This window comes from Tenacibaculum tangerinum, assembly GCF_029853675.1.
Lineage (GTDB): Bacteria > Bacteroidota > Bacteroidia > Flavobacteriales > Flavobacteriaceae > Polaribacter > Polaribacter tangerinum_A.
Genome location: NZ_CP122539.1, coordinates 2,710,916 through 2,732,491 on the forward strand (window position 1 = coordinate 2,710,916; position 21,576 = coordinate 2,732,491).

The 21,576-nt window shown below is 34.0% G+C and carries 21 protein-coding genes and 1 tRNA gene; 14 read left to right on the forward strand and 8 right to left on the reverse strand.

Annotated features, from left to right (window positions below; translation table 11 throughout):
• The first annotated feature begins 17 nt into the window (after positions 1–17).
• From P8625_RS12080 to P8625_RS12095, 4 genes are all read left to right on the forward strand, one after another.
• Positions 18–1,556, forward strand: coding sequence for a hypothetical protein (locus P8625_RS12080; protein ID WP_279650710.1), 1,539 nt, complete (start codon positions 18–20; stop codon positions 1,554–1,556).
• A 33-nt stretch (positions 1,557–1,589) separates the two neighbouring features.
• Positions 1,590–2,081: a hypothetical protein gene (locus tag P8625_RS12085; protein ID WP_279650711.1), complete on the forward strand. Its 492-nt coding sequence runs from the start codon at positions 1,590–1,592 to the stop codon at positions 2,079–2,081.
• A 165-nt stretch (positions 2,082–2,246) separates the two neighbouring features.
• Positions 2,247–3,182 carry a M28 family peptidase gene (locus tag P8625_RS12090; RefSeq protein WP_279650712.1) on the forward strand — a complete coding sequence of 312 codons (936 nt, stop codon included), beginning with the start codon at positions 2,247–2,249 and terminating at the stop codon, positions 3,180–3,182.
• Between the two features lie 363 nt (positions 3,183–3,545).
• Positions 3,546–7,061, forward strand: a complete 3,516-nt coding sequence (locus P8625_RS12095) for an amino acid adenylation domain-containing protein (RefSeq protein ID WP_279650713.1) — start codon at positions 3,546–3,548, stop codon at positions 7,059–7,061.
• 325 nt (positions 7,062–7,386) lie between these two features.
• Here the strand turns inward: P8625_RS12095 and P8625_RS12100 are convergent, their stop codons facing one another.
• Positions 7,387–8,064, reverse strand: coding sequence for an SCO family protein (locus P8625_RS12100; protein ID WP_279650714.1), 678 nt, complete (start codon positions 8,062–8,064; stop codon positions 7,387–7,389).
• A 159-nt stretch (positions 8,065–8,223) separates the two neighbouring features.
• Between P8625_RS12100 and rseP the strand changes: the two genes are divergently transcribed.
• Positions 8,224–9,570: an RIP metalloprotease RseP gene (gene rseP / locus P8625_RS12105; RefSeq protein WP_279650715.1), complete on the forward strand. Its 1,347-nt coding sequence runs from the start codon at positions 8,224–8,226 to the stop codon at positions 9,568–9,570.
• Between the two features lie 165 nt (positions 9,571–9,735).
• On the opposite strand, the gene P8625_RS12110 is transcribed toward rseP, so the two are convergent.
• From P8625_RS12110 to P8625_RS12120, 3 genes are read right to left on the reverse strand one after another with little or no spacing between them, the layout of a single operon-like run.
• Positions 9,736–11,544 (reverse strand): lysophospholipid acyltransferase family protein, encoded by a 1,809-nt coding sequence (locus P8625_RS12110; RefSeq protein WP_279650716.1) that lies wholly within the window; start codon positions 11,542–11,544, stop codon positions 9,736–9,738.
• Positions 11,545–11,589: 45 nt separating this feature from the next.
• Positions 11,590–12,849 (reverse strand): aspartate kinase, encoded by a 1,260-nt coding sequence (locus P8625_RS12115; RefSeq protein WP_279650717.1) that lies wholly within the window; start codon positions 12,847–12,849, stop codon positions 11,590–11,592.
• The gene (locus tag P8625_RS12120; protein WP_279650718.1) at positions 12,836–13,318 is read right to left on the reverse strand and encodes a GNAT family N-acetyltransferase; all 483 of its coding nucleotides are present in this window, start codon (positions 13,316–13,318) and stop codon (positions 12,836–12,838) included. The genes P8625_RS12115 and P8625_RS12120 overlap by 14 nt, the downstream gene beginning before the upstream one ends.
• 161 nt (positions 13,319–13,479) lie before the next feature.
• Between P8625_RS12120 and fbp the strand changes: the two genes are divergently transcribed.
• Together fbp and P8625_RS12130 are read left to right on the forward strand one after the other, a co-directional pair.
• Positions 13,480–14,514, forward strand: coding sequence for a class 1 fructose-bisphosphatase (fbp, locus tag P8625_RS12125; protein ID WP_279650719.1), 1,035 nt, complete (start codon positions 13,480–13,482; stop codon positions 14,512–14,514).
• A 123-nt stretch (positions 14,515–14,637) separates the two neighbouring features.
• Positions 14,638–15,246: a superoxide dismutase gene (locus tag P8625_RS12130; protein ID WP_279650720.1), complete on the forward strand. Its 609-nt coding sequence runs from the start codon at positions 14,638–14,640 to the stop codon at positions 15,244–15,246.
• Between the two features lie 110 nt (positions 15,247–15,356).
• On the opposite strand, the gene P8625_RS12135 is transcribed toward P8625_RS12130, so the two are convergent.
• Complete coding sequence (locus P8625_RS12135) at positions 15,357–15,590, reverse strand: transposase (protein ID WP_279650721.1); 234 nt, start codon at positions 15,588–15,590, stop codon at positions 15,357–15,359.
• Positions 15,574–15,747 (reverse strand): transposase, encoded by a 174-nt coding sequence (locus P8625_RS16410; RefSeq protein WP_407704778.1) that lies wholly within the window; start codon positions 15,745–15,747, stop codon positions 15,574–15,576. Before P8625_RS16410 ends, P8625_RS12135 begins: the two co-directional genes overlap by 17 nt.
• Before the next feature lie 328 nt (positions 15,748–16,075).
• Between P8625_RS16410 and P8625_RS16260 the strand changes: the two genes are divergently transcribed.
• The 3 genes from P8625_RS16260 (at position 16,076) to P8625_RS12150 (ending at position 17,019) form a co-directional block, all read left to right on the forward strand.
• Positions 16,076–16,282 carry an ISAon1 family transposase N-terminal region protein gene (locus P8625_RS16260; RefSeq protein ID WP_322790483.1) on the forward strand — a complete coding sequence of 69 codons (207 nt, stop codon included), beginning with the start codon at positions 16,076–16,078 and terminating at the stop codon, positions 16,280–16,282.
• Positions 16,283–16,481: 199 nt separating this feature from the next.
• Positions 16,482–16,754, forward strand: coding sequence for a transposase (locus tag P8625_RS12145; protein ID WP_279652954.1), 273 nt, complete (start codon positions 16,482–16,484; stop codon positions 16,752–16,754).
• A gap of 127 nt (positions 16,755–16,881) precedes the next feature.
• Entirely contained in the window at positions 16,882–17,019 is a 138-nt protein-coding gene (locus tag P8625_RS12150) for a transposase (RefSeq protein ID WP_279652955.1), read from the forward strand.
• A 76-nt stretch (positions 17,020–17,095) separates the two neighbouring features.
• On the opposite strand, the gene P8625_RS12155 is transcribed toward P8625_RS12150, so the two are convergent.
• Positions 17,096–17,179: transfer RNA gene (locus tag P8625_RS12155), tRNA-Leu, on the reverse strand.
• Positions 17,180–17,291: 112 nt separating this feature from the next.
• On the opposite strand from P8625_RS12155, the gene P8625_RS12160 reads away from it, so the two are divergent.
• The 4 genes from P8625_RS12160 to P8625_RS12175 all read left to right on the forward strand — a co-directional run bounded on the left by P8625_RS12160 (position 17,292) and on the right by P8625_RS12175 (position 20,982).
• A complete protein-coding gene (locus tag P8625_RS12160; protein WP_279650722.1) occupies positions 17,292–18,233 on the forward strand; it encodes a ribose-phosphate pyrophosphokinase in 942 nt (313 codons plus the stop codon).
• A 22-nt stretch (positions 18,234–18,255) separates the two neighbouring features.
• Positions 18,256–18,834 carry a 50S ribosomal protein L25/general stress protein Ctc gene (locus P8625_RS12165; RefSeq protein ID WP_279650723.1) on the forward strand — a complete coding sequence of 193 codons (579 nt, stop codon included), beginning with the start codon at positions 18,256–18,258 and terminating at the stop codon, positions 18,832–18,834.
• Between the two features lie 63 nt (positions 18,835–18,897).
• Entirely contained in the window at positions 18,898–19,539 is a 642-nt protein-coding gene (pth, locus tag P8625_RS12170) for an aminoacyl-tRNA hydrolase (RefSeq protein WP_407704739.1), read from the forward strand.
• 396 nt (positions 19,540–19,935) lie between these two features.
• Positions 19,936–20,982 (forward strand): hypothetical protein, encoded by a 1,047-nt coding sequence (locus P8625_RS12175; protein ID WP_279650724.1) that lies wholly within the window; start codon positions 19,936–19,938, stop codon positions 20,980–20,982.
• Between the two features lie 87 nt (positions 20,983–21,069).
• Here the strand turns inward: P8625_RS12175 and P8625_RS12180 are convergent, their stop codons facing one another.
• Positions 21,070–21,531, reverse strand: a complete 462-nt coding sequence (locus P8625_RS12180) for a 6-pyruvoyl trahydropterin synthase family protein (RefSeq protein ID WP_279650725.1) — start codon at positions 21,529–21,531, stop codon at positions 21,070–21,072.
• Positions 21,532–21,576 lie beyond the last annotated feature (45 nt).

Sequence of the window (21,576 nt, forward strand, 5' to 3'; positions counted from 1 at the left end):
TCTAAAAATAAATTTTTATGAAAACGACCCATTTTTTTAAATTTACCACATTACTATTCGCTTTTTCGGTATTGCTATGGAATTGCGAAAAAGAAGAAGTAGCTTTTAGCCAAGAACAAAAAGGACTTGCCAACTATACGCTAGAAAAACTTAACTATGACGATTTATTAAAAGATACCGAAATTCAGAAGTCGTTACCTCTTTTAGAACAAAACTTCTCAAACAGCAAACAATACAAAGAAGAAGAAATCGCTGAGGGCTTAAACATTCTTACAGAAAAAGTAACTAAAATAACTACCGAAAACGTTGTTACATGGACCTTTCAAATTAAAAAGCCTGTTTTAACAGCATCGTATTTTGAAAACTTTCTGGTTAAAAAGTACCAAAATACTTTTACTTATTTTTTAATATCGTACCAACAAAAACCTGAGGTTGCTCTAGAAAACCCGTACGGCAAAGCCATTTCTTATAAAATACCAGAAAAATACCTAAGCTTAGAAAACATAAATTTATCTGCTAAGGATGAATTTATTGATTGGGCACCGCCAGAGGGTGGGTCAGACGATGAATGTGAAGGAACGGTATATACAGAAATTGAACCCTGTAACCAAGGAGGATACCATACCTTAAAATATGCCTGTCAAGATTACCCGCCAATACATGGCACCAGTAATACCCCTTGTAACAATCCTTGTTCAGGAACCAATATTGTTACGATCATCGATTTTTCGCATTGCGAAAGTGGTACATACACCCCTCCAACCAATTCAACAACTTCTGGAGGAGGTAGCGCAGGAACAGGTTCGGGTACTTCTGACCCTACAACAGGCGGAGGTACTACTACAAACGATACCACTACTGGTGAAACCTATACCACCCCGATAAACGAAGATGGCTCAGATCCTACCACCTCACCAGAGAAAGCCCAAGCGCAAGAAATTAATAAAAAGCTAGACTATAGCCTAACCAAAGCAGAGATAGCATGGCTAGAAGCTAACTTTACAGAGGCTGCTAAAATTGATACTTTCTTAATCGAAAATACTACCGCAGAAGCGAAAGCTTTTGCGAAAGAAATAATTGAGGCATTGGTAAATGAACTGGCAGGTACTTTTGAAGAATACGTCAAAGAAAACCTAACTTGGCCTTATCCTAATTGTGTTAGTTTTGAATATGCAAATGTGGATGGTGTAAAAGGAGCTCAAACTACTGGTGTTAATAATATGTTTACAGCATATATCACAACAAGTCCAACAACAACTAAGTTGTCTGCAATTAGCATAACATATCCTAGTTTATTCTTTACTATGCCTTCTCAATGGACAAACGGAAGAGCTGCCACACTAACAGCTGAAGCTTTAAACAATTCGATAGATTTAACAAAGAGTTGGTTTATATCCAATCCAACAGCCAATGAACATGAGTTACAAGCAGTTTGGATGGCAAATATGAAGTCACAAATGGCTATATTTGGCGGTACAGTAGGAACTAAAAATCTCTTTACAGTAAGAAGTCCTGCACCATATACGACAAGTTGGTTTAAATCAAATTGCGGGTAATGGTAGTTTATGAATAATTTTATTTTCAAATTAATGATTGCAATAAATCTAATAAGTCCTGAAAAATATCTAAATAAAAGTATTGAAAGTTTAGAAAAGTTTAAGTTAATCAAGGTAGAAGGAACCATAAGTTCACATGACAAAACATACTCTAGCAACTATTTTGATAAAAGTACTCTTTTATTTTGTACAAAAGAATTTAAAAGTCTTCGTGTTAGTGCAGATAATAATGATTCAATTAAATCGATATTCTTTAGTACTACAACTAAAATAGGTGTAGAATCTTATGAAAAACTTGTTGAAGAATATGGTTTACCAAGTCAAATGATAAAAATGGAAGAATTAAAAGAAGTGCGTAATTTTTCTAATGATGCATATACTTCTATGGCTTATGAAAGTAGTACATTAAATTGTCATTTTGAAGATAATCCATTAATTATAACTTGGGATAAACAAAACTTTCTTTTGGAAATTCATATGGATTATCAAAAAGACATCTCATTTATATCTTTTAGAGTTAAATGAATTTGTAGAATTATAGACCAAACCTAAAAGAAATGTCAGACGCATAAAAATAGACATGAAAAAGATAAGTCCAAACACTTTTGATTCCGAAGTAAATTTGTTAACAATATTGCTGTTAATTTTTATTGTCTTCTCTATTCTGTTTTTAATTAAAAGAAATAACAAATGAAACCACTTCTTTATATTATTTTGACTATGTTTTTCTCTTATACTTTTTCTCAAAAAAGAGAAACCTCTAATATTTCTAAAGGAATGATTCATAGAATCAAAAATGATTTAGAAATAATAACAAAAACACCAAAACCAAGAAATTATCAGAATATTGAGACGTTAAACTATGTAGCCAATTATATAAAAGACTCTTTTAAAAAAGTATGTGATACTGTTTATTATCAACCTTACTCTATTAATAACAATGAATATAAAAATGTTATTGGATCTGTAGGCATTAAAAACAAAGAACGAATTATAATTGGTGCACATTACGATGTTTTTGGAGACTCTAATGGAGCAGATGATAATGCTAGTGGTATAGTTGCCTTACTAGAGTTGGTACGAATGCTCTCGAAAGAAAATTTACATTATAGGATAGATTTTGTTGCTTACACATTAGAAGAACCTCCTTTTTTCAGAACCAAGCAGATGGGAAGTTATATACATGCAAAAAACATGTATGATAACAAAACATCTATAAAAGGTATGATTTGCCTAGAAACTATCGGGTATTATAATGAACAAACTAACTCACAAGAATATCCAATAAAAGGCATGAGTTTACTATATGGAAATAAAGGGGATTTTATCACGGTAGTGCAGAATAGTTCAGCAGGAAATTTTAGCAACCAAGTTAAAAACTTAATGGAAGAACAAAAATTTATCAAAACAAAATCCTATAAAGGTTCTTCTAAAGTTGAAGGAGTTGATTTCTCTGACCATTTGAATTATTGGAAGTTTAATTATGATGCTGTTATGATTACAAACACCGCTTTCTACAGGAACAAAAATTATCATACTAATAAAGACACTATAGAGACTTTAGATTTAGAAAAAATAAGTTTAGTAATTCAACAATTATATCAAACAATACTACAAATAAAATAACTGCTATTTTGTATATTCTCTCTTCAATTAAGTAATATCATTCAATATTTTTTTGCATGCTTTCTTTTTAATTGAAACATGATTTGTAAGCTTAAAAAATTACCCAAACCTTTTAGCTAAAACACCTTTATTTTTCCAAAAATTTGAAGGTGTTTTTTATGACTATATACCCCAAAGTAGTATCCCTTTTTTTCTTTACAAAAGGAAGAAGGAGCTTCGAATACAATGAAAATCAAAAAGATATGTATATTTACTATCCATTAAACTATTTATAAAGATATGATTTGTATCAAAACGACGTTATCTATCCAAAGCGAATTCGCATAAGAGAGACTATTAACAATTAATTAAAAATCAACTACAATGAATGTATCGAAGACCCCCGAATCTACGACAGTTTGTGAACTTATACACCAACAAATGATTGCTCATCCAGCGCAAACAGCCATCATCGATGGGAAAACGCATATCAATTACAAAACCTTACTAAAACGTAGCAATGAAGTAGCTGGAGAACTTCAAAATCGAGGAATACAACCCGGAGCCTTCATTGGCGTTTGTATGCACCGCTCGTGGGAGTTAGTAGCGACTTTACTAGGTATTATGCAAGCAGGATGCGCCTATGTGCCTTTAGACCCCGCTTACCCAAAAGAGCGTATACAGTATATGCTCGAACACTCTCGTACTTCGGCTGTTTTTGTCGACTCCGAAGATGCCGCAAATTTATGCAGCAAAGTAAAAGAGTTGCTATGGATACATACGGTAGGCAAACATACAGATACTACCATAAATGCCTCTCCAGATGAATTGGCGTACGTCATTTATACCTCTGGCTCTACTGGTCGCCCTAAAGGAGTCGCTATTGAACATAATGGTATCGTTTCTTTGGTAGCATCGATGAATGAGTTATTTACTGAAGATCAGTTAAAAGGGATGGTTGCAGCCGCATCGGTTTGTTTTGACACCTCTGTGATGGAAATTATTGGTACCTTATCGTTAGGAGGTACCATCATCTTGGCAAAAAATGCCTTAGAGCTTACCTCACTTCCGGCAGTCGACCAAGTAACGATGTTCGTTATGGTTCCTTCAGCAGTGCAAGCCATCATCGCTTCACAAAAATTACCGAAAAACTTACAATGCTTGGTGTTCGGTGGCGAAGCACTAAAACGTTCGCTGGTACAACAAGTATACGAGCAAAAACCGAACATAACTATCTTCAATGCTTATGGCCCAACTGAAGATACGGTGTATTCAACCATCACTAAGATACACAAAGAAGATGCGGTAATTACCATCGGTACCTCTGTACTCCACTCACGTGCGTATGTTTTGGATGAACAACTACAACCCGTCGCCGATGAAAAAGTAGGTGAATTGTATCTTTCAGGAAATAAATTGGCACGTGGTTATTTGTTTGATGAAGATTTAACCAAAGAACGATTCATCAACGTACAATTTGATAACCACGACAACAGTGTTCGTTTGTATAAAACGGGCGATTTATGTCGTTGGACTCCTACCAATGAGATTGAATTTGTAGGACGTGCCGATCAACAAGTTAAAATTAGAGGACATCGAATAGAACTCGAAGAAATTGAAGCGGTTATCGAAACCATGGAAAATATTGATACAGCCGCTGCCGTAGTTGCCGATGGAAGTATTGGTCAACAAATACTTGTCGCTTACGTAATCAGTAATGAAAACAAACCAATAGATTTTTCTGATATTAGCTCTTTTGTGGCAAAACACTTGCCAAAATACATGGTTCCACAGATTGTGAAACAAGTACAAGAGCTACCACTACTGCCTAACGATAAGCTAGACAGAAAAAAATTAGCGAACCTTACTATTGAGCTATCCTCTGAACTGGTGACTGAAAATTCTCAACACGATCAGAGCCTTCCGAAGCAAGATGCTTCTTCCAACAATTACCAAGCATACCTATTGCAGACCATCCAAAATGAAGTAGCTCAACTACTCAACATGAAAAATTCAGCAAATGTATTACCAGATACTTCATTTGACAATCTCGGAATCGATTCGTTAACCACCCTAGAGCTGAGTAGCAGGTTAAGTAACGCTTTACAATTAGACATTAGTGCGTATGATATCTTTGAGAACTCTACCCCAAAAGCATTGATCAATCACCTTCTGAGTGCAAAAGAAACGACCAAAGAAAGCAAAAATGTAAAATTAAAAACAGACACGCTTACCAGCTTTCAAACCCATATTCAATCGAGTCATCCTACTTTCCAAGCAGCAAAAGTAGCCGCTTGGTCGGTAACAGATAAAAGTAAACTTGTACAAGCAGTATTACAAATGGTAAATGACCATCGTAGAAATCCGTACAGCAAAGTATTGCTTACAGGAAGCGCTACCAAAGGCTTGGTAGGAGATGCTTATAATGATGAAACACAAGAAGCAATTATTTGGACAACCAACCTATATCTTGGCTTAAATCGTGACCCTGAAGTCATCAAAGAAGCCTCAATCGCATTGAACCAATTCGGAACGGGTATGGGCACCTCTGCTGCCGCTTCAGGAATGACAAAGCAACATCTAGAATTTGAAGAAGAGTTTGCCGACCTTGTAGGAAAACCTAGTGCTTGTTTATTCCCCACAGGATATACGGCCAATGTGGGTGCTGTAGCTGGGCTTTTAGGAAGAAATGATATGGTGCTCATCGACCAGCTTTGCCACGCTTCTATTGTAGATGGTGCCAGACTATGCGGTGCCAAAGTTCGAACGTTTAAACACAACGACGTTCACGATTTAGAAAGTATTCTAAAAGCAGAAACTTCGCCGTATCGCACTATTTTAGTCGTTTTAGAAGGAGTGTACAGCATGGGTGAAGGAGCAGCACCCGTAGCAAAAATTATTAAAACTGCGAAAAAATACAAGGCGCTTACTTTGGTAGATGAAGCACACTCTTTTGGCTTTTATGGCGAAGGAGGTGCAGGTATTTGCGCTGCTCAGGGAGTGACTGAAGAAGCCGATTTTATCATGACAACGCTAAGTAAGGCTTTAGGAAGCCTTGGAGGGGTCGTTGCTGCCAGTAAAGAGCACATCGATTTGTTAAAATCATCATCAAGAGCCTATATATTTCAAGCATCTATTAGTCCTGCTGATATGGCGGCAGCCTTAACAGCGTTAAGAAGATTGAGAAGAGACGATGCCTTACGTGAAAAATTATGGGATACTACTCGATATATGCGTCAGAAATTTGAAGAAGCGGGTTACGACTTAGGTACGGGTGACGGACCTATTGTTACCCCTCATTTTGCCGATAAAGATAAACTGTATGCCATCGTACAAAGACTTTACAAACTCGGAATTCAAACTTCTGCGGTTACCTACCCAATTGTGGAAAGCGGAAGAGGTCGTTTACGATTAATTTGTTCGGCAGCTCATACACGCGAAGATGTCGATAAAACCTTGGCGGCACTTATTAAAGCAGAAAAAGAGGTAGATAAGATGCTTGAGGAAAAGCAAAAAAACAAAGAGCAAACAAGTGTTCAGTTTTCTGAATTGGAAGATTGGGCAGCACAATTTTCAAGTTACTTAAAAGAGGTTGTTACTGAAAGTACACCCGACTTGGCTATCGAATTAAAGAGTGCTGAAAGTACGGAAACTGTTTCGATCTTAATAAGAGATACTAAGGTAGCACTTTATCAAAATAGTAATTACGACCTCCCTACTTGTTCTTTACACATCAATGAAAAAGCAACTATTAATGCTTTAGAATCCTTTGATGTTCAAGGCTTATTACATGCTATATCAGACGGCTCTTGTGTGTTAAAAGGTCAAATACAACCTTTTGTATGGCTCGTAGGAAGAATTTCAGATTATGCCAACGTTCCAACAGAAGTGGAACTATAAGTAAACACGTGGTACAGTATTTAAGGCAAATACGATTTATGGTTTTTCATTTCACATTTAGGTCTATTGTCTCTTCGAGTAAAATTAGTTGAATGAAATGAACATAATTTTGTATTAAGAAGTGATAGCATGGTTCTCGATAGCTCTGCTGAGCCTAATTTTTAAATCATTACCATTCTTAAAAATCACTCGAACTGGGGGTGTTCAAAAAGTATCTCAACATAAAAGGATAAAAACAATTTGACCAAAAGACCTTGATGTTTTGTAAAAACATCAAGGTCTTTTGGTCAAATCATACGTGTCTTTTGTAAACTTTCTTAGTGTGTTATTTTTTATACTCTTGTTTCAACAAAGAAATATCGTCAATAATTTTTTGCATGTTCTCTTTTTTGGTTCCATCGTACGAACCTCTTATACGTCCTTCTTTATCAATTAACACAAAGTTTTCGGTATGTACCCAATCGTTTTCGCCACCATCGCCTTCATCTAACACAGCAAAATAATGTTTACGAGCTAAATTGTAAATGTGTTTTTTATCACCTGTAGTTACATTCCATTTTCCATCAATCACCCCTTTTTCTTTAGCATACTTTTTTAATACTGGAACACTATCCATTACGGGTGTTACCGAATGCGATAAAAACATAATGTCGTCATCATTTTTATAATGCTCTTGCAACTCACTCATATTATACGCCATGGCAATACAAATAGTTTGGCAACGTGTAAAAAAGAAATCGGCTATATAAATTTTCCCTTCATAGTCGGCATTGGTAATGGTATCGCCATTTTGGTTGATTAACCTAAACTCGCCTACTCGATGGTTTTTTTTCTTATTTCGAACAGAAGCATCGACCAATTTCGGATTGATATCAGCCGGATTGTATATCGGCAATTTTGTATCAACTTTTACCAAATGATAAAAAACGGGTATTCCAACAGCACAAAAAACCAAGATAAAAATAAGCGTGCTTTTTGACTTTTTAAAGAATTTGATATCCACAATACTAAAATTTTTTACAAAAATACGACTAAAAACAGCGTTTGTAAATCACTATCCTAAAAAGTTTGTTAAAACAAATGCGCAACTGCTACACAAACTTTTAGAACTGTACTGAAAAACGTACATTTGTCAGATTTTAAATTTAGACGAACACCATTTATGGAAATTTTAATAAAAGCATCACAATTTATTTTAAGCTTATCGCTCTTAATCGTTTTACACGAATTAGGTCATTTTATTCCTGCAAAATTATTTAAAACCCGTGTCGAAAAATTCTACCTTTTTTTCGATTATAAATTTTCGTTGTTTAAAAAGAAAATTGGTGAAACAGTATATGGTATTGGTTGGATTCCGTTAGGTGGATATGTAAAAATTGCAGGTATGATTGATGAAAGTATGGATACCGAGCAAATGCAAAAACCTCCACAACCTTGGGAATTTCGTTCTAAACCTGCTTGGCAACGTCTAATTATTATGTTAGGTGGGGTTACTGTAAATTTTATTTTGGGTATTTTAATTTACATCTGTTTAATGTGGGTATATGGAGAAAAATATTTACCAAATGAAAGTTTAAAAGATGGCGTTTGGGTTCAAGATCAATTAGGAAAAGATTTAGGTTTAGAAACAGGAGATAAAATTTTAACAATTGACGGACAAAAAATAGAAAAGTTTAGAGAACTTCCGTTAGAGTTTATTAACGGTACTTCTTATACTGTTGAAAGAAACGGAACTGTTCTTGAAAAAGAAATTCCTACCGACTTTATCTCCAAGTTAGTGGATAGAGGTAAAGATGCTGGAGCTTTTATAACTCCAAGATACCCATTTGTTATTGCTGGTGTACAAAAAGATTCGTTAAATGCTGATAGTAATATTTTACCAAAGGATATTATCACTGCTGTAAATGGACAAAACATAACTTATTTTGATCAAGCAAAACCTATTTTACATAGCTTAAAAGGACAAGAAGTTGCATTGTCTATAAGAAGAGGTAAAGAGAATTTAACTGTTCCTGCAAAGGTTTCAAATTATGGAAATTTAGGAGTTGCTCTTGGTGCTGTTTCTTTAGTGGATTTAGAAAAACTAGGGTATTACAACTTGGCAGAAAAAACCTATTCTTTTGCAGAAGCAATCCCTGCTGGTACCAATAAAGCTTGGACTACTTTGACCAATTACATTAAGCAAATGAAAAAGATTTTAAATCCGAGTACAGGTGCTTACAAAGGTTTAGGCGGATTTATTTCTATTGGAAGTATATTCCCTGCTGAATTTAGTTGGTATTCATTCTGGAGTATTACTGCGTTCTTATCGATTATGTTAGGGTTTATGAATTTATTACCTATCCCTGCTTTAGATGGTGGACATGTGGTGTTTACCTTATGGGAAATGATTACTGGTAAAAAGCCAGGTGATAAGTTCTTAGAGTATGCTCAAATTACAGGATTTATCCTATTAATAATATTACTACTTTTTGCAAACGGAAACGATATATTTAGGTTATTCAAATAACTTAACAATACTATAAAACAGGAAAAGCATCGTACTCAGTACGATGCTTTTTCCATATATTATTTTTGGTTTACCTCCTTTTAATACTATTCACAACTAAAATTACAATTCATTTAAGCATGGAAAGACTAACAATTTTAAATCCGTGATTTAAAATTAATTAAATTACTTATTCATATTTTCTGTGGCACGGCGTTCCAATTCTGCTTGAAACTCTTCCATTACAGGTTTTACGGTGCTTTCTGGTATATCCGCTACCTTAATATACATCAATCCGTCGATAGCATTGTTAAACTTAGGGTCTACATTAAACGCTACCAAACGTGCATTTTGTTTTACGTATTTCTTAATCAGTACCGGAATGCGTAATTCTCCTGGTTCAAGCTCGTCGATAATTTTATCAAACTTTTGCATATCTGCCTCGGTAGCATCAAATACAAAATCTTTATCGGCATCTTTTAATTTTACCTTAAATTCTTTCTTCGGATGAATGTATTGCGCCACATAGGGATCGTAATAGTGCGATTTCATAAACTCAATCATCAACGATTTAGAGAATTCAGAAAACTGATTGCTTATACTTACTCCTCCCATTAAATACTTGTATTCTGGGTAGCGTAAGGTAACATGCACAATTCCTTTCCATAGTAAAAACAACGGCATTGGTTTTTGTTGGTATTCTTTAATAATAAAAGCACGTCCCATTTCAATGGTTTTTTCCATCATTGGGTACAGTTCGGGTTCTATTCTAAATAGTGTTTGAATGTAAAAACCATTAATTCCGTGCTTTTTATAAATATCTTTTCCTAACCCCATTCTATACGCTCCTACCAAATTCTTTTTTTGATCATCCCACAAGAATAAATGGTGGTAATACTTATCAAACTTATCTAAATCTATGGGCTTGTTTGTGCCTTCGCCTACTTCTCTAAAGGTAATTTCACGTAAACGACCTATTTCGTGTAACAAATTCGGTATTTCTTTTGCACTAGCAAAAAACACCTCGTAGTTCTTACTTTGTAATAATCTACTCCCTCTTTCACGTAAAGCATCTACTTCTTTTACAAATAAGTCTGGAGATTTTTGAGAGATAATCTTTTTAGCTTTCTTAGGAATTTTTAAATTTTGTGCCGATAATATTTTTTGAGAAGTTTTCTCGTACGGATTTGCCAACATATACGTCTTCCTACGTAAAAATTGGTAAAACTCGGGTATTTCAGTAAATACATCTTGATCTTTTACCGATATAGGTTTTCCAACCCTTACTTTAATAACCCTGTTTTTTTGAGATAATAATTCCGACGGAAGCTTTGCTGTTCTTAAGGTATCACTAATTTTAGACAGTCTATAAAATAAGGGGCTGTTTCTAGCGTGAAAATAAATAGGAATCACTGGTACTTTGGCTTTTTTTATCAATCGAACGGCTCCTTGTTCCCACTCTTTATCTACCATTAACTTCCCATCGCGATAGGTAGATACTTCTCCTGCAGGAAAAATACCCAAAGGTTTTCCTTCTCTTAGATGTAACAAAGCGTTTTTGATTCCTATAACACTTGATTTAGCATCTTTATGATTTTCAAAAGGGTTTACAGGCATTACATAGGGCTTTAAGGGCGCTATTCTATGTAATAAAAAATTAGCGATAATTTTATAATCAGTTCTGTGTTCTAATAGAAGTTTTAATAATAAAATACCATCTATACCCCCAAGAGGGTGGTTAGAAATGGTAATAAACGGACCTTCTTTAGGAATACGTTTTAAATCTTCTTCAGGTATTTCAAACTCTATTTGAAACTCCTCAAGCAAACCGTTTAAAAAAGGCAAATCTTTTTTATGCTTATGCTTGTTATAAATTTCGTTGGCAGTAGAAATTCGTAAAATTTTCATCAGCAACCAACCTGAAAACGTTCCGAAAACCCCAAATTTATCAGCTCCTATTGCCTTTGCAACTTCTTTAGGTGTTACTAATCCCATACACAGATATCAATTGACAGAACCGCAAATATAATTGATTTTTTGCTAGTTTTCTATGTTTTCTTGAATCACCAGTTGCGCGGTTTCTGTATTTATTTGACGAATAATTGATTTTCCTCTACTTCTTATCGTTTGTATAGCTTCATCATCAAAGTGACGAATGGTGTACAGCGTAGTATCTTTATACGCTTTTATTTTGTACGCAACTTGTAGGTCGTTGTAAAAGTCTTCAAAGTTATTGTACTTATCTTCTACACATACAGAAAAACTAATTGCCGAGTTTTGAATTAGATTTACTTTTAAGTTATACTCGTGTAATTTTTTAAAAACATCACTAATGTTATTTTCTACCATAAACGAAAAATCTTTTGCAGAAATAGCTACTAAAATTTGATGTTTCTTTACGATAAAACAAGGAACTTCTGGAGTAATTTTTTTTCCTCTTCCAACACAAGTTCCCGATTGTGTTACATCTTCAAAAGAGCGTACATATAGCGGAATATTTTTTTGCTCTAAGGGTTGAATGGTTTTGGGGTGAATTACCGAGGCTCCGTAAAACGCCATTTCAACGGCTTCGGTATACGAAATTTCTTGCAACAGTGTGGTTTCAGAAAACACTCTAGGATCGGCATTGAGTACTCCTTGAACATCTTTCCAAATAGTAACGCTATCGGCATTCAAACAGTAAGCAAAAACACCTGCGGTATAATCAGAACCCTCTCTTCCTAAGGTCGTAGTTTCAGCTCCATAACCACCTAAAAATCCTTGTGTAATATTGAGTTTAGATACATCTACCTTTTCTCGAATCTGTTGTTCTGTTTGCTGCCAATCAATCTTGGCATCACGATAAGTACCATCGGTTTGTATATACTCTCGTACATCTAACCATTGGTTTGCAACGCCTGTTTCAAGCAAGTAAGCACTTACAATAGTGGTAGAAAGCAACTCTCCATATCCCACCATTTGATCGTACACGTAATTGTAATCTTTAGAGGTGTTTCGAACCATGAATCCGCTCAACTCACCAAATAAGTAATTGACTTTGTTATATATTTCATGATTAGAACTGAATAAATCATCCATCATCTGTTGATGGAAGTTTTCTACAAATCTTAAGGAATCTTTAAGGCTTTCTTTTTTATAAAAGTAATCATGTACCACTTGCTCAAAAGCGTTGGTCATTTTTCCCATCGCAGAAATTACCACTAAAGTATTTTCTGTTCCTTCATGCTGCAACACGTTGGCAACATTTTTTACACCGTTCGCATCTTTTACCGATGCTCCTCCAAACTTAAATATTCTCATTGCAAAATTGTTCTAAACTTTGTTCATTCATGTGGCATACTCGCCACTCGTCGTATACCGTAGCGCCTGTACTCTTGTAAAAATCGATAGCAGCCGTGTTCCAATCTAATACTTCCCAAGCTACTCTTTTATACTTGTTTTTATAAGCATAATTCAATACAGCAGTGTACAGCGCTTTTCCTGCGCCTATGCCTCTTTTAGACTGCGTTACCATTAAATCTTCTAAGTGAATTGCTTTTCCTTTCCAGGTAGAATAACGCTCATAAAACAACGCCATTCCTATAATTTCATCATCTTCTTCAGCTACAAAAGTTTTAAATCTAGGATTTTCGGAAAAACCATCTTTCACAATATCTTCAACCGTTATTGTAACCGCATTGGGTTCTTTTTCAAAAACAGCTAACTCAACGATTAAATCTAATATCGCTTGTGCATCTTTTTGTACTCCAGGTCTGATACTAAAACTCATTTCTTGTTTTTTTGGGTAAAGATACTTTTCTTCAAACATTCTATTGAAACAAATAAAAAATTAAAACACATCATATTTTTTTGTTGAAAATTTTAAATTACGAAAACGTTGTAGAAACGTAAAAAAGTTGGCATCTTTGCAGGCACAACACAAAATTTGACATGAACAATAAGCACATGACGCTGGGTGAGTTCATCATCAGCAAACAAAAAGATTTTCAATATTCTTCTGGTGAGTTATCTCGTTTAATAAATTCTATACGTTTGGCTGCTAAAGTCGTAAATCACGAAATTAGAAAGGCAGGATTGGTTGATATTACTGGGGCTGCAGGCGATGTAAACGTTCAAGGAGAAGCCCAACAAAAACTAGATGTTTTAGCCAACGATTTGTTTAAACAAACATTGATTAATCGTGAGATTGTTTGTGGTATTGCGAGTGAAGAAGATGATGATTTTGTAGTGGTTGAAGGTCAGAACAACACCAACGAAAACAAATATGTATTGTTAATGGATCCTTTAGACGGATCGTCAAACATTGATGTAAACGTATCGGTAGGAACCATTTTTTCTATCTACCGAAGAATTTCTCCTGTAGGTACCCCTGTTACCAAAGAAGACTTCTTGCAAAAGGGTAGCGAACAGGTAGCTGCGGGTTATGTGGTATATGGTACCTCAACGATGTTAGTGTTTACTACTGGAAATGGGGTTAACGGGTTTACTTTAAATCCTGCTATTGGTACTTTTTACTTATCACATCCTAATATGCAATATCCTAAAATTGGCAAAATTTACTCGGTAAGCGAAGGGTATTTTACTCATTTTCAAGAAGGAATGAAGCGTTTCTTAATTCATTGTAAAGAATTAAACGAAGCAGATAATCGCCCATACACAGCTCGTTATATTGGGTCGTTAGTGTCTGATTTTCATAGAAATATGATTAAAGGCGGGATATACATTTATCCAGCTACTGCCATTACACCTAAAGGAAAATTACGTTTGTTATACGAATGTAATCCGATGGCTTTTATTTGCGAGCAAGCAGGAGGGAAAGCTTCTGACGGATTTACTCGTATTTTAGATATCAAACCCAACGAGCTACACCAACGTGTGCCTTTTTATTGTGGCAGTATACAAATGGTTGAAAAAGCAGAAGAATTTATGATTGCATTTTCTGAAGGTGAAAAGCCAGTGTATTAAAGAATAGTTATTATTTATACTTGAATAAATTATCTAGAAGGCAAACAGTTGTTTGCCTTGTTTTTTTGAATTAAATTTACATTCGGAAAAACGAAAAATTAACCAATTAAAAAACAAATAATTATGGCTTTTAACTTACCAGAATTAGGATACGCTTACGACGCTTTAGAACCTCATATAGATGCTAGAACTATGGAAATTCACCATAGCAAACATCACAACGGATATACCTCTAAATTAAATGCTGCTATCGACGGTACTGATTTAGATGGAAAATCTATCGAAGATATTTTGGCCAACTTAGATATGAACAACGCTGCAGTTCGTAATAATGGTGGTGGTTTTTACAATCACTCGTTGTTTTGGACAGTAATGAGTCCAGAAGATAGAGGGTATTTGTCAGGAGAATTAAAAGATGCTATCGAGGCTGAGTTTGGCTCAAAAGAAGCATTTATTGATGCTTTCTCAAAGGCAGCAGCTACTCAGTTTGGTTCAGGGTGGGCTTGGTTATGTGTACATAAAGGAGGAAAATTAGAAGTTTGTTCTACTCCTAATCAAGATAACCCGTTAATGCCAAGCGTTGGCTGTGGCGGAACTCCTATTTTAGGATTAGACGTTTGGGAACATGCGTATTACTTAAACTACCAAAACCGTCGTCCAGATTATATTGAAGCTTTCTTTAAAGTAATTAACTGGAACGAAGTAGAAAGAAGATATGCGGCTGCTAAGTAATTTTTAGCATTTGCAATAAACATAAAGAGGTTGACTGAATTTTTTTAGTCAGCCTCTTTTTATTTTAGTGTAGGTTGGGGATAAAATGGGTCAAGTAACTTTTATGGGGATTAAGCGAATAATTTTTCAAGTCTAAAGAGGAAAAATTGAGTATCTTTTACCTCTCTTTGATTGGCTCTAAAGAGTTTTATTTTAGAGTTAAAAGATTTTGCATTTGCATTTGCATTGGTATTTCTATTATCAAAGAAATTCAAGATAGTATCAAAATGATTTTTAATACTGTTTATTGCTGTGTTGAAGTTTTTAAACTCTAATTTTTCTGTATCCTCAAAACCAATATTCAAATCGTTGTTTAGCTTTTACTTTCTCCTTTCCTTCATTGATACCTCTAAACTCTAAAGTGTGTTTATAGGCTCGTTCAATTTTTGCATAAAGGTTAAATAATAATTTTGCTCTTTGTTTCTGATTTTGAGTCCAATCATTTTTATTTTTAGCTAAAATATATCTACTTCTAGCTAATAATTGCTTTAAAGTATCTCAATTAGATAGTAGTATGGATTTGTTTTCTCACCTTCTTTTTTAGCAGCTTCAATAGCTTTATTTTCATCTTCTATTGCTTTCCGGGTCAATCTCAAAAGTTGTGGGCGAATTGATATTTAATGTTGATTTTTGCAAAAAATCATTTAGATTCCTACATCGACCTACTGAAAGGTTTATTACCAGAAATACTAATTACACACTTTGATATTATAAAGCACCAAACCATTAATGATAGTCTTCATTTGTATTTTGAAGAGAAAAAGGTATTCCTGAAGAATTTTCTAAGGATATGGTTATTTCTCATGGTTTTTATAAAGAAATTATAGTGGAGGATTTTCCATTGAGAGGCAAAACAGTATTACTTCATATCAAACAAAGAAGATGGCTTAATAAAACCACTCAAAAAGTGATTTATAGAGATTGGAATCTAGTAGCACATGGAACTCGTATGACTATTGAGTTTGCTGCTTTTTTAAAAGCAATTAATCAGTACTAAAGCCAATGGTTATCATACCATAGCTAGCTTTTATGGACTCAATGGCAAAAAGCTACAACGACAGTTTAAAGATTATTTAAGTGATTTTAAAAAATGGAAAGAAAAATCACAAGCTAAAGATTGTTTACTGTTTTCTGAAAATATAGGAAAGCAACTTTCCATTGATGAATTCGCTTTATCGAAAGGAGAGTTATATATCATTGGTACTAATACAAGAGCAAAAGGTGAAGCAGGGAGTATTGTCGCTATCATTGCTGGAACTAAAACTGAACAAGTTATCGACAAGCTATTTAAAATTCCTAGTTCTAAACGAAATAAGGTAAAAGGAATCACCTTAGATATGGCTAATACAATCAAGCTAATTGTTAAAAAATGCTTTCCTAAAGCAACTCAAGTTACCGATAGGTTTCATGTACAAAAATTAGCCTTAGACGAGCATATGGAATATGTCAAAAACTTAGGATCTTTTTAACAACAAAACTATCTCTAAAGAAATAGCATATACAAAATTAGCCCATTGGTTTAAGGAAGTAGAAGAATCTGGATTTTAAGCTTTTAATATTGTAGCAAACTCGATATCTCTAAATTATCAATCTATACTGAATTATTTTGACAATAGAAGTACAAACACATCTGCAGAATCTTTTAATGCCAAAATAAAAGCCTTTAGAGCACAATTTAGAGGCTTCAGAAATGTAGAGTTCTTTCTTTACAGATTAATACAAATTTTCGCATAAACACAACTTTTAGGAATGATCCAAAAAGAGAACTCAACTCATAAAAAAAGCACTTGAAAAATTCAAGTGCTTTTTGTACCAAAGGTGGGACTCGAACCCACACGCCCTTGCGAGCATCGGATTTTGAATCCGACGTGTCTACCAATTCCACCACTTTGGCTTTTGGTGACTGCAAATCTATAAAATATTTCATTTAAAATACCTCTTTAACTCTTAAAATAGTTTTATTTTTGCTGCTAACAACAACACTAACTAAAAACACTTTTTTGTAAATGACTGCAAATCAATTAAGTCCAAAAATATTTGCTTGTTCTCAAAGCACTGAGTTAGCCGAAGAAATTGCTTCTGCGTATGGAAGTAAATTAGGAAATGTAATGACGACACACTTTAGCGATGGTGAGTTTCAACCTGCTTTTGAAGAATCAATAAGAGGAAGAAGAGTATTTATTATAGGATCGACCTTTCCTAGTGCCGATAATTTAATGGAAATGTTGCTAATGTGTGATGCTGCTAAACGTGCATCTGCAAGACATATTACTGCTGTAATGCCATATTTCGGTTGGGCACGTCAAGATAGAAAAGATAAGCCGCGTGTGGCGATTGGAGCGAAGTTAGTCGCTAAGTTATTAGAAACAGCAGGAGCAACTCGAATTATGACCATGGATTTACACGCAGATCAAATTCAAGGGTTCTTTGAAAGACCTGTAGACCATTTGTTTGCTTCTACCATTTTTTTACCCTACGTTAAAAGTTTAGGCTTAGATAATTTAACAATTGCTTCTCCAGATATGGGGGGGTCAAAAAGAGCTTATGCCTACTCTAAATATTTAGAAAGCGATGTGGTTATTTGCTACAAACAGCGCCAAAAAGCAAATATAATTTCACACATGGAATTAATTGGAGAGGTAAAAGGTAAAAATGTGATTTTGGTTGATGACATGATTGATACAGGAGGGACTCTTACCAGAGCTGCCGACTTAATGATGGAACGTGGTGCTAAAAGTGTGCGTGCTATTTGCACTCACCCTATTCTTTCGGGAAATGCTTACGAAAGAATTCAGAATTCAAAGTTAGCAGAACTCATTGTTTCAGATACAATTCCTTTAAAAAAGAATATTTCTAAAATAAAAGTTGTATCTTGCGCCCCTTTATTCGCCGATGTGATGCATAAAGTTCAAGACAATACATCTATTAGCGGACAATTTTTAATGTAAATAAATTTAATAAATAAACGTAATGAAATCAATTACAATCAAAGGATCTCAAAGAGAAAGCGTAGGCAAGAAAGCAACAAAAGCCTTACGTAATGCTGGAAAGGTTCCTTGCGTATTATACGGAGGAGACAAGCCTGTTCACTTTTCAGCTGATGAAAAAGCGTTCAAACCATTAGTATATACTCCAGACGTATTTACTGCTACGATTGAATTAGAGGGTGCTACATACAATGCTGTATTGCAAGACATACAGTTTCACCCAGTACAAGACAATATTTTACACGTAGATTTCTATCAATTATTTGAAGACAAAGCTGTAACAATGGATATTCCTGTACGTTTAATAGGAAAGTCTAAAGGTGTTATGGTAGGGGGTGCTTTACGTCACAACTTACGTAAATTAAAAGTAAAAGCATTGCCTGCAAACTTACCAGATTATATCGAAGCTAATATTACTGAGTTACAGATTGGTAATAAGTTATACGTTACTGAATTAAAGAACGATGACTATACAATATTACACCCTGATAACACAGTAGTAGCTCAAGTTCGTATGTCTCGTAACGCAGCTAAAGCTGCAACTGAAACAGAAGAGGCTTAAAAGCAACACTATAACCATAAAAAAAAGCGTTACTATATGTAGCGCTTTTTTTATTTTTGAAGTATGAGTTTTGTAGTATTTTTGAAAAAGTTATTTGGTTTTTCAACAGAAGAAATAACAGAAAAAGAAGACAATTCAATGAAAAAATTTTTAATTGTAGGTTTAGGTAATATTGGCGAAAAATATCACAATACACGTCATAACATAGGTTTTAAAATCGCAGATGCCTTTGTAAAAGAGCATGGGGGCTCTTTTGAAACTGAAAAGTTAGGAGACATCGCCAAACTAAAAATTAAAGGAAAGCCTGTGATTGTTTTAAAGCCAAATACCTACATGAATTTGAGCGGAAAAGCAGTAAAATATTGGATGCAGAAAGAAAATATTCAAGTTGAAAATGTACTCGTCATTACCGATGATTTGAATATTGACTTCGGAAAAATTCGTATCAAAGGAAAAGGAAGTTCTGGTGGACACAATGGTCTTAAAGATATTCAAGATACTTTTAATACAGGTGCTTATCCTAGATTTCGCTTTGGTGTGGGTGCTGAATACCGTAAAGGAAAACAAGTAGATTATGTGTTAGGTGAATGGAACGCCGATGAAGAAAGTGCCATGATAGAACGTATTCCTTTTTCTGTTAATGCCGTCACCTCTTTTATTACAGCAGGTTTAGCAAATACCATGAACGAATTTAACGGTAAATAATTGTTGAATTAAAATCTTATAAGAGACAAAATTCAACAATTATAGCAGAGGGATTACTTCCTTATAAACAACCACAAAGCCAAATAACCTAAAATCTTCCCGACATAACCAGAAGTTAATTAAAACATCCTGTTACGAAGTAAAAAATATAATGTTTCTTTCACTGTTTCAACATTGGTAAACAACTTAAAGATTTTTGTGTTTTTAGATAAAAAACTAGGCTCATTTAAATTCTTCATAATAGTTTAACAAAGCATCTAGAACAGGCTAATACCACTTAAAAAATGCTAAATTTTTATTTCTTGACAAATGTAGAATAGCAAAAAATTAATATAAGGTTTTGTAATTTTCATAATTACCCTTTTATTTGTCATTAATTTATAATTTGAAATGGAAATGAAAAACACACTATTTACATTAGTATTTGCTTTCTTTTGCTTGATTATTAATGGTCAAAATTGTATTAAAGGGAAAATTGAAGAATTATCTCAATTAAAAGAAAAACCCTTGGCCGTTGTATTGTATGAAGAAAATAAAGATTTAGTCAAAAAACTCGGGAAAAAAATTGCCAAAAACAATAAAAAGAGTGAAGAATATAAAAAAGAACTCAAAGAATATCGAGACTTTATAAGCTATTTTAACACTACCATAAAAGAAGTTGTACCAGACTATTGGACGTTAAACGACACCAAGAATATAAAATATATAACTGAAGGGGAACTAACAAAAGATAAGTTAAAAAATTATGCTATTCTCAATTTAACCTCTGATGTTATAATAACTGATTTGGAGTTTCTTACCTCACAAAAAAATTATGTTATAACCTACGGTGCATCCGAAAAAAATAGGAACAAAGCTGTTTTCCAAAACTATTTGACAAACGTAAACTACAATATACCTGGATATGCTGATAAAGAATTAAAAAAATCGATTGAAAAATTAAAACAAGAAAGACAAAACGGTCCGAAATATTTATCAAAAGAGAATCTAATTGTATCTCTTGCTCTTGCTCAAAAATATATAGAGAAAGCTATTGAACTTAATAATAAAATTTCTTTTGAAGATTTTGCTGGAGAAGAAATGAAAAACAACTGCTCTCAACTTGAAGGAAAGACGATCTTATTTCAAGAAGCGATTGTTCATGGTAAAATAAAAAACGAATTACAAAACTTGTTGCCTACTGCTAAAATAGAATTAGTTTCTACTGACAGAATTGCGCAAGCTGTTGATAACAATGAAGATATCTTAATTGGTTTTCCCGTAACAAAAAAGTTTGTAAAACAAAAAGGATTAGGGGTTATGAGTGTTATACCAGTTACTCATAAAATGATAATGAATGCCAAGACTAAAAAAATTGTTGCTTTTGTTCCTCATTCTGGCATCACTAGTTACTCATATTTCAAAAAGAAAGATTTTAAAAAGCTTAGTGAGCCGTGTAAGTAAAACTAGTTAGAGAATACCAAAACTTTTATTTATTATACATTCATTCACCAATTCAATACCAAATTAACTAATTGACTTATTAATTCATTAACTAATTAACTCATTATCCGAAGCATACCACTCCGCAAAACTGGTATCAGTTTCTTGTAGTTTGATAGCGTGTAATTTGATGTTTTCTGGAAGTCGGTTGTTAATTTTTTTTGCAAAATCAATCACCATCATTTCGCTAGTGGGTTGATACTCCACTAAAATTATATGATGCCCACGATCTTTTAATTCTCTCGCTAGCTCTATATGCGGCGTGTTTTTATTAAATACGGTTGCATGGTCGAAAACATCTACAATTTCTTCTTTTACAATCTTTTTTAAATCTCCAAAATCAATCACCATCCCGTACTTCACATCAGATTTATCTGTTATTGGAGAGCCAATTACGGTAACTGAAAGCTTGTAACTATGCCCGTGCACATTTTTACACTTTCCGTCGTAACCATACAATGCATGCCCAGTTTCAAAAGTAAACTGTTTGGTAATTCGAATCTTGCTCATATATTTTCCTTTTTTAAAAAAGGCTTTTATTTTCTTTTAAACTTT

What these genes read in the sequence shown, in the direction of transcription:
- P8625_RS12120 (WP_279650718.1), bottom strand. Translation starts at nt 13,318, where the DNA reads ATGAGTTTTAGTATCAGACCTGGAGTACAAAAAGATGCACAAGCGATA.
- P8625_RS12180 (WP_279650725.1), bottom strand. Translation starts at nt 21,531, where the DNA reads ATGAGCAAGATTCGAATTACCAAACAGTTTACTTTTGAAACTGGGCAT.
- P8625_RS12160 (WP_279650722.1), top strand. Translation starts at nt 17,292, where the DNA reads ATGACTGCAAATCAATTAAGTCCAAAAATATTTGCTTGTTCTCAAAGC.
- rseP (WP_279650715.1), top strand. Translation starts at nt 8,224, where the DNA reads ATGGAAATTTTAATAAAAGCATCACAATTTATTTTAAGCTTATCGCTC.
- P8625_RS12130 (WP_279650720.1), top strand. Translation starts at nt 14,638, where the DNA reads ATGGCTTTTAACTTACCAGAATTAGGATACGCTTACGACGCTTTAGAA.
- P8625_RS12095 (WP_279650713.1), top strand. Translation starts at nt 3,546, where the DNA reads ATGAATGTATCGAAGACCCCCGAATCTACGACAGTTTGTGAACTTATA.
- P8625_RS12115 (WP_279650717.1), bottom strand. Translation starts at nt 12,849, where the DNA reads ATGAGAATATTTAAGTTTGGAGGAGCATCGGTAAAAGATGCGAACGGT.
- P8625_RS12085 (WP_279650711.1), top strand. Translation starts at nt 1,590, where the DNA reads ATGATTGCAATAAATCTAATAAGTCCTGAAAAATATCTAAATAAAAGT.
- P8625_RS12090 (WP_279650712.1), top strand. Translation starts at nt 2,247, where the DNA reads ATGAAACCACTTCTTTATATTATTTTGACTATGTTTTTCTCTTATACT.
- P8625_RS12080 (WP_279650710.1), top strand. Translation starts at nt 18, where the DNA reads ATGAAAACGACCCATTTTTTTAAATTTACCACATTACTATTCGCTTTT.
- P8625_RS12165 (WP_279650723.1), top strand. Translation starts at nt 18,256, where the DNA reads ATGAAATCAATTACAATCAAAGGATCTCAAAGAGAAAGCGTAGGCAAG.
- P8625_RS12110 (WP_279650716.1), bottom strand. Translation starts at nt 11,544, where the DNA reads ATGGGATTAGTAACACCTAAAGAAGTTGCAAAGGCAATAGGAGCTGAT.
- pth (WP_407704739.1), top strand. Translation starts at nt 18,898, where the DNA reads ATGAGTTTTGTAGTATTTTTGAAAAAGTTATTTGGTTTTTCAACAGAA.
- P8625_RS16260 (WP_322790483.1), top strand. Translation starts at nt 16,076, where the DNA reads ATGGTTATTTCTCATGGTTTTTATAAAGAAATTATAGTGGAGGATTTT.
- fbp (WP_279650719.1), top strand. Translation starts at nt 13,480, where the DNA reads ATGAACAATAAGCACATGACGCTGGGTGAGTTCATCATCAGCAAACAA.
- P8625_RS12175 (WP_279650724.1), top strand. Translation starts at nt 19,936, where the DNA reads ATGAAAAACACACTATTTACATTAGTATTTGCTTTCTTTTGCTTGATT.